Origin of the sequence: Thermococcus celericrescens (assembly GCF_001484195.1) — an archaeon.
In the GTDB taxonomy this organism is placed as follows: Archaea; Methanobacteriota_B; Thermococci; order Thermococcales; family Thermococcaceae; genus Thermococcus; species Thermococcus celericrescens.
In genome coordinates this window covers 21,496-28,020 of sequence record NZ_LLYW01000024.1, presented here as the reverse complement: position 1 = coordinate 28,020, position 6,525 = coordinate 21,496, and the positions used below count along the sequence as shown (strand labels likewise).

Here is a 6,525-nt window from a genome sequence, read left to right as displayed (position 1 = left end):
CCGTAGCGCAGACGGAAGCCGCCGTTCTCGGAGGGCTCGGCGAAGAGCGGCCTTCCACCGATTATCTCCTTCGTGTACTTCTTGTTGGGGGCGATGTTGGCCTTAAAGCGCTCGTAGAGCTCGTAGTAGAAGCCTTTCTCAACTTTTTCGGCAACTTCCTCCCTGGCGCCGGAATCCTCGGCTTTGGATTCGGAAGATTTGGAATCATCCGCCTTCTTGCCCTTTTCTTTGGCATCGACGAACTCCTTTATCCAGTCCCAGCCGTCAACGCCCATCTTGTCTATGTACTTGACGAGCTTCTTCGCCTTCTGGAGGACACCCTCGGCGAGGACGAGTATGGCACCGCCGCGCAGGTGGTTGGTTTCAACGCCGGGAACGTCGCGGTGGGAAACCTCGACTTTGTCGGTCTCTTCGCCGGTTATCTCGATGGGGATGTTCTTCATGGCGAGCCTTACTTCATCCGCCTCCGGGTGGTACTGCAGGCGCGTGACGGCGCGGTGGTAGAGGTCGATCTCCTCCACCATTCTCTCTATGTGCTTCTCGCTGGGCTTGAAGCGGTCAAGGCCGAGCTTCTTCCTGACGTAGTCTCCGACGAGGACGCTGAGAGCCTGTGCGGTTCCTCCGGAGCTCCTGATGGGGCCCGCGTAGTAAAGGGCCAGGTATTCGGAATTGTCTCCCCACTCGTTCCTCTTGACCTTGACGTCGGCTATTCCCTCCAGGGGGGCGGAGACGATTCCCTCGGTGAGGATGGCAAGGGCGGTTCTAACGGCCTGCTCAGCATAGCGCTCCTTGCTCCCCAGGTCACCGAACTTACCGTCTATAATCTCGTCAACGACCTTTAGGGCGGCCAGTTCTTTACCGTACTCCTTAACAAGAACACGTATCCTCTCGGCCACGCCCTTCGGACCGACGAGGCTCTCAACACGGCCGGCCATGTCGGTCGCCTGGGGGACCTCAACCTCAAGGCTGGGGTCCTTCCCCTGTTCACGGGCCTTTCTCGCCACCTCGTAGGCCCTGTCTATCTCGCGCTGGAGCGATTCGAAGTAGGATTTCATCTCGGATGAGTAGAGTTCCTCGCCCATTCAAACCCCCTCACAGTACTCGTCAAACCTCACAACGGCCCTCAAGCGGGCGGTTTCGACGTCTATTATGGGCACCCTGGCGGGTGTTGGCATGATGTTCACCATCTTCTGGAACTCCGTCTGGGCCTGCCAAGTTCCGGTGTTTATCAGAAAAACGCCGTTGTACATCTTGTACTGCATAACGTGGACGTGACCGGCCTGGAAGAGGTCTGGAACGGATTCTATAACGAGGGTATCCTCCGAATCCGGTGCGACGGGCACCTTCTCCCCGAAGGTCGGCGCAAGGTGGCGGAGTTTGAGCAGGTCGAGCATGGCCTCGGCAGGCCTGTGGTGGCTCCTGTTCGGGATGAAGCTGACGACGTCCTCTATGCCGCGCCCGTGGGCAATGAGAAAGTCGCGTCCGTGAAGCCTCACGACGGCAGGGTTGCTTATCATGACGGCATTCTTGAGCTTTTTGAGGGGTCTGGCGTACTCATCGTAGAACCCCGGCTGGGGGAGGGCGGTTCTGGCGGCGTCGTGGTTGCCCGGGCCGATGAACATGGTTATGTGGTCGGGCACGTTGCGGAGGAGGTTCGCCAGGGCCTCGTACTGATCGAAGATGTCCGGAATCTCCAGCTCGTTGTACTGGCCGGGGTAGATGCCGATTCCATCGACGACATCGCCGGCAATTATCATGTACTTTATCCTGCTCACGAGCTCCTCCTCGGCGCGGTTGTTCACCTCACCGTTGAGCCACTCGAGGAAGCGTTCAAAGGCCTTCTCGCAGAACTTGTTGCTTCCCACGTGGATGTCGCTGAGGAGGATGGCGTAAACCTTCTCCTCGAGCGGAGGCTTGTCGCGCTTGAACTTTGGAACGTCCGGGAGGTAGATCCTGTTGGCGAAGAATATGCCCCTCCCCGAGTAGCGGCCGCGGAAGGCTATAACGGAGTCGGGCATTATCTGGAAGAACTTCTTGCTCTCCTCGTTGTTGCGGTTTATGAAGACCTTGATTATCCCAGTGCTGTCCTCGACCTCAAACATGAATCCCTTAGCCGTCTCGCGCTTGCTGTTGATGAGACCGATGATGGTTACCTCCTCGTCCCCTCCCACGTAGCCCAGCTTCCCTATGTCTATGACGCTGCCGAGCTCGGGGTTCTCGCGGAGGATTCTGCGCATCTTTCTCAGCCGGCTCTTGAAGTAGTCCGAGTACACCTTGACGATTATCTCGCCCTCCTTGCTGGCGGCGCTCTTGACCTTGGGAACCTCGAACTTCACATTCTTGACGTCGAAGACGAGCTCCCAGTCATCCTCTATCTCCCTCGCACGATAGTGGAAGCCCTCCCTGGGCGCTATAACAACATCCGCGTACGTCGAGTAGCTCTTCTCCTCGGGAACCTCCTCGCCGACGTAGGCTATCGGCACCCCGTAGTCCCCGTAAACTATCTTGGGCTTCACACCGTTCCCGTTCTCGTCGGAGTAGTAGGATTCATCGTCAGTGTAACCGTTTCCGTTCTCGGGGAAGGCAGAGCCAGCAACCACAGCCTGGCCCCCTGCGGCGGGTTCAGACCGCAACACAGCACCGTTCTCCATCGGAAACGTCTCGAGGGGGGCATCCTCCCCGGGGGTCCCAGCGGACACGTTTTCCCCCACGGGTCCCTCCCCATCACCACCGGCAGGCAGAGTTCCAGTGGAAATGAAACTCTCCCCCCCAGAATATTCGGGTTCTCCTAGCCCAGATCCACTAAAAGACGCAGTTTCCACCGCGGATTCACCAGGATTTCCAGTGGAAATATAAGTTGGCGGTTCCCCTCCAGAAGAGCCCATCACGTCGCCGGGTTCAGCAACATGAACCCCATCCGGGACCCTCTCAGCAAAATCGGAAGATTCTTCCGGCAGTTCATCAGATTCTCCAGATTCGAGGGGGATTTCTTCGACAGTCTCCTGGAGCTCGGGGGGACCCTCGCCGGCGGGGGGTTCCAGTGGAGCAGGGCCCTTCCCGCTGAGGAACTCCTTCGCAATGGCTGAGTCTATGACAAACGTGCCCCTGGCACGGGCGAACTTTATCAGCTCGGCGAGAGTGAAGTCCTTCTTATAGCTATCCACGAGAAGGTAGTAAGCCGAAGGGGTGATTAGATAGCGATTGGCCATTAAATCCTCGATCAAACCCATCAGAGCAGCCTCCTCTGGCGGGACATGCTCACCGTCAGCATGGTCTGAAGCTGGGAATCGTGTCTGTATATGTTCTTGACCTTATAAGGTGTTACGTTGAGCCTTATTTCCTTCGTCCTGCCGTAGCGGCCCTTGCTGACGACCTTGGCATTGATGATGCCGAGCATGTCGAGCTCGTTTATCAGGTCGCTCACGCGCCTCTGGGTGAGGGGTTCGAGGTCGATGTGGTCGCAGAGGGACATGTAAACCGAGTAAACGTCGCCCGTGTTGGCGGGCAGTTCGCCGTTCTCGTCCAGGAGGACTATTGCGTAGAGCAGAACCTTCGAGTGGAGCGGAAGGGTCTTTATGACCTCCTCCATGGTGTCCTGTTCTATCTTCTCCTGGGCCTTCCAGACGTGCCTCTCCGTGACCTTGCTCGCGCCCTCGCGCTCCGCTATCTCACCCGCAACGCGGAGCAGGTCAAGGGCCCTTCTCGCGTCGCCGTGCTCCCTCGCGGCCAGGGCGGCACACAGGGGGACGACGCCGTCGTCGAGAACGCCCTCGTTGAATGCGTCGCTGGCACGCTGCATCAGAATATCCCTGAGCTGGTTGGCATCGTACGGGGGAAAGACAACCTCCTCCTCGCTCAGGCTCGAGAGGACGCGCGCATCGAGGTACTCCTTGAATTTGAGGTCGTTTGAGATGCCTATGATGCTCACCTTCGCAAGGCCCAGCTCGGTGTTTATCCTCGTGAGGGAGTAGAGGATGTCATCGCCGCTCTTTTTGATTAACTTGTCAATCTCGTCCAAGACTATTATGACGAAGCGCTCACGGGCGTCGATTACCTCCTTAAGCCGTGCGTAAACTTCATCGGTGGGCCAGCCCACGAGGGGGACCTCAACGCCGCTCTCGTTCTTAAAGTGGTTCACGATGTTCGCCAGAACACGGTACTGAGTGTCCACTATCTCGCAATTGATGTAAATGACGTCCACGGGGATCTCATACTTATCGGAGATCCTCTTCAGCTCGTCGGTAACGAATTTTATGGTAACCGTCTTACCCGTTCCCGTCTTCCCGTACACAAAAACATTCGAAGGCGTCTCGCCACGGAGGACGGGAACCAGAATATGAGCCAGCTCCTCAATCTGCTCGCGCCTGTGGGGGAGCTCCTTAGGGGTATAACTGTGTCTGAGAACCTCTTTATTCTTGAATATCTTCTTGGCGTGAAGGTACTTCTCGAAGATTGAATCAATGTAATTGTCGTCCATTCTCACCACCCATTCCAATGGAAATCCAGGCCGGTTATTGATTATCGTGCAAACCCAAATGATTGACTTTGCCAATTAAGCAATTAAAGACATTTAGTATTGACTATTTTCCATAGTCATTTGCCAGATTTTGAACATCAGACACATATTCCAGAGGAAGCACTGGATGCAGAGGAAAGCATAGATATTCGAGGTCATGGGTTTATATGCGTTGTTGAACAGGGGGATGTAAAAAGAGGGTGAGAAAACAGAAGAGATGATCAAAGAGAACCAGCCAGCGTCACGCCTCTTCCGGCCCAGATTTTTCCCGGGTGACCTCAAGAACGGAATCCAGAAGCCTCCTTGCTTCCGCTTCGTCGAGTCCGACTTTAACGGTCAGGAACTCCATGAGCTGCTCGTAGGTGTATCCGTTTCCTCCTGCGCTTATTTTTGTTGCAGTCCTTGACTAATTATCACTAACGAGTTCTTGCAGTGCAGGAGGTTAGCCTCAACCACCAGCATCACCGGACTCACCGAGTCCTCCGCCGATGGCTCACAGGCCTTCGGGCTGAACGGAAACAGCCCCACCAAGTTCAAGACCGCAACAAAATCCCTGTCCATTGAAAAACTGCAAACCGGACACTCGAAAACCCTCCGACGCAGAGCGTCATCATTAGGCTTAACCCTAAACGCACCACAATGCGGACAAACCTGAGAAGAATAAGAAGGATTAACAAAAACCACAGAAACACCATACTCAACCGCCTTCTCAAAGACAAAACGCTGGAAACCATTCATTCCAATGTTGTGAAGCGTATCCCTCAGCCTCGCCTCGCTCTTTCTCCTTTTCCTCACAACCCTTTGATTAAAATTCTTCGGAACGGCCTCAAAGACGAGAGTAGCATGCAAGAACTTTCCGCTCCTTCTCAACAATATGGAGTTTCACGCCAGCCTTGAGCTTCCAGCCCTCGTCAAGATACTTGAAGAAGAGTTTGTGTGGTTTTAATGGGAGTTTTATCCTACCCCTCTTTGTCGTGAGGCCTATGACAAGGATTCTCTTTCCGTTTTTTAGAGTGTCGAATTGAGGGAACCTCTTGTAATCCCATAGAACATCGTCCAGCCAGAGCGAAACGTTCCGGATAACCGGTTTTTCAGTTTTGGCCTTTCCCTTCTTCTTCAGTTCGAGGAAGCTCTTGGCCCTCGTCACTGCGTCTTGGCAAACCGTGTAGTAATAGTGGGTTGGAAGATTGTGCTCCTCCTTGAGTTTTTTGTAGAAGATTTTCCTAAGTTTTAGATGGCTCTTCACTTTGTTTTCAACTGCATAGTTTGTCAGAAAGGTTAATATTTCCGAGTATTCGTCATAAATCTCTTTTATCGCCTCGAACTTCTTTCCCGTGAGTGGGAGGCTTTCGAGGACGACTGTTCGGGTTAGTTTCACTCGTTCTCAACCTCCACGAGGAGTTTTTTGAATCCTTGAACGAGCTTTTTGTTCTTGTGGCTTCTCAACTCGTAAAGTCTCCCGGCAAAGCTGGTTATTATTGCGATTAAGTCCTCAACCAGTTCTTCTCGTGGTGTCTTGTCTTTTTTGAAGACTGTTTCAATCCTCACGTTGTATGCTGAGAAGAGTTCTTCCAGATATTTGAAGCCGAACCGTGTAAGCCTATCTGGATAAGTGATGATGAGAACGTCATACTCGCTGTTTTTTGCGAGGGTGATGAGTTTTTTGAGGCCTTTTCTATTCTCGTTCAGTCCGGAGGCGATTTCTTTCACTTCTTCAACTATTTGGTAGCCTTTGCTGATGGCGTATTGTTCGAGGGTTTTGAGTTGTGTTCCGAGGTCTTCTTTTTGGTCTCTTCCTGAGACTCTGGCGTAGAGGATTGCTCTTGTTGTTTCTTTTTTCTTGCCGAGCAGTTTTTGAACTTCTTCTTCGGGGATTCTATAATCCCGACCTATTTTGATGGCTCTGATTTTTCCAGCGTGAATCCAGCGGATTATGGTTACTTTGTTGTAGTTAAGGAGTTCTGCAACCTCGGAGGGTTTGTAAAACTTTGGCATTGCTAGCCCCAAAT

General features: G+C 53.5%; 5 protein-coding genes and 1 pseudogene. All 6 read right to left on the bottom strand.

Annotated elements, in window-relative coordinates; all coding sequences use genetic code 11:
- Nucleotides 1-1,082, bottom strand: a pseudogene (locus APY94_RS07135) (DNA polymerase II large subunit); the annotation flags it as partial.
- Nucleotides 1,083-3,230: a DNA-directed DNA polymerase II small subunit gene (locus APY94_RS07130; RefSeq protein WP_058938971.1), complete on the bottom strand. Its 2,148-nt coding sequence runs from the start codon at nucleotides 3,228-3,230 to the stop codon at nucleotides 1,083-1,085.
- On the bottom strand, nucleotides 3,230-4,477 hold the full coding sequence (locus APY94_RS07125; protein WP_058938970.1) for an ORC1-type DNA replication protein: 1,248 nt from the start codon (nucleotides 4,475-4,477) through the stop codon (nucleotides 3,230-3,232). The genes APY94_RS07130 and APY94_RS07125 overlap by 1 nt, the downstream gene beginning before the upstream one ends.
- A 423-nt stretch (nucleotides 4,478-4,900) precedes the next feature.
- Nucleotides 4,901-5,365 carry a zinc ribbon domain-containing protein gene (locus APY94_RS13675; protein WP_169791809.1) on the bottom strand — a complete coding sequence of 155 codons (465 nt, stop codon included), beginning with the start codon at nucleotides 5,363-5,365 and terminating at the stop codon, nucleotides 4,901-4,903.
- The gene (locus APY94_RS13670; RefSeq protein ID WP_169791808.1) at nucleotides 5,343-5,894 is read right to left on the bottom strand and encodes a hypothetical protein; all 552 of its coding nucleotides are present in this window, start codon (nucleotides 5,892-5,894) and stop codon (nucleotides 5,343-5,345) included. The genes APY94_RS13675 and APY94_RS13670 overlap by 23 nt, the downstream gene beginning before the upstream one ends.
- On the bottom strand, nucleotides 5,891-6,511 hold the full coding sequence (locus APY94_RS07115) for an IS607 family transposase (RefSeq protein ID WP_058938969.1): 621 nt from the start codon (nucleotides 6,509-6,511) through the stop codon (nucleotides 5,891-5,893). Before APY94_RS07115 ends, APY94_RS13670 begins: the two co-directional genes overlap by 4 nt.
- Between the last annotated feature and the right edge of the window lie 14 nt (nucleotides 6,512-6,525).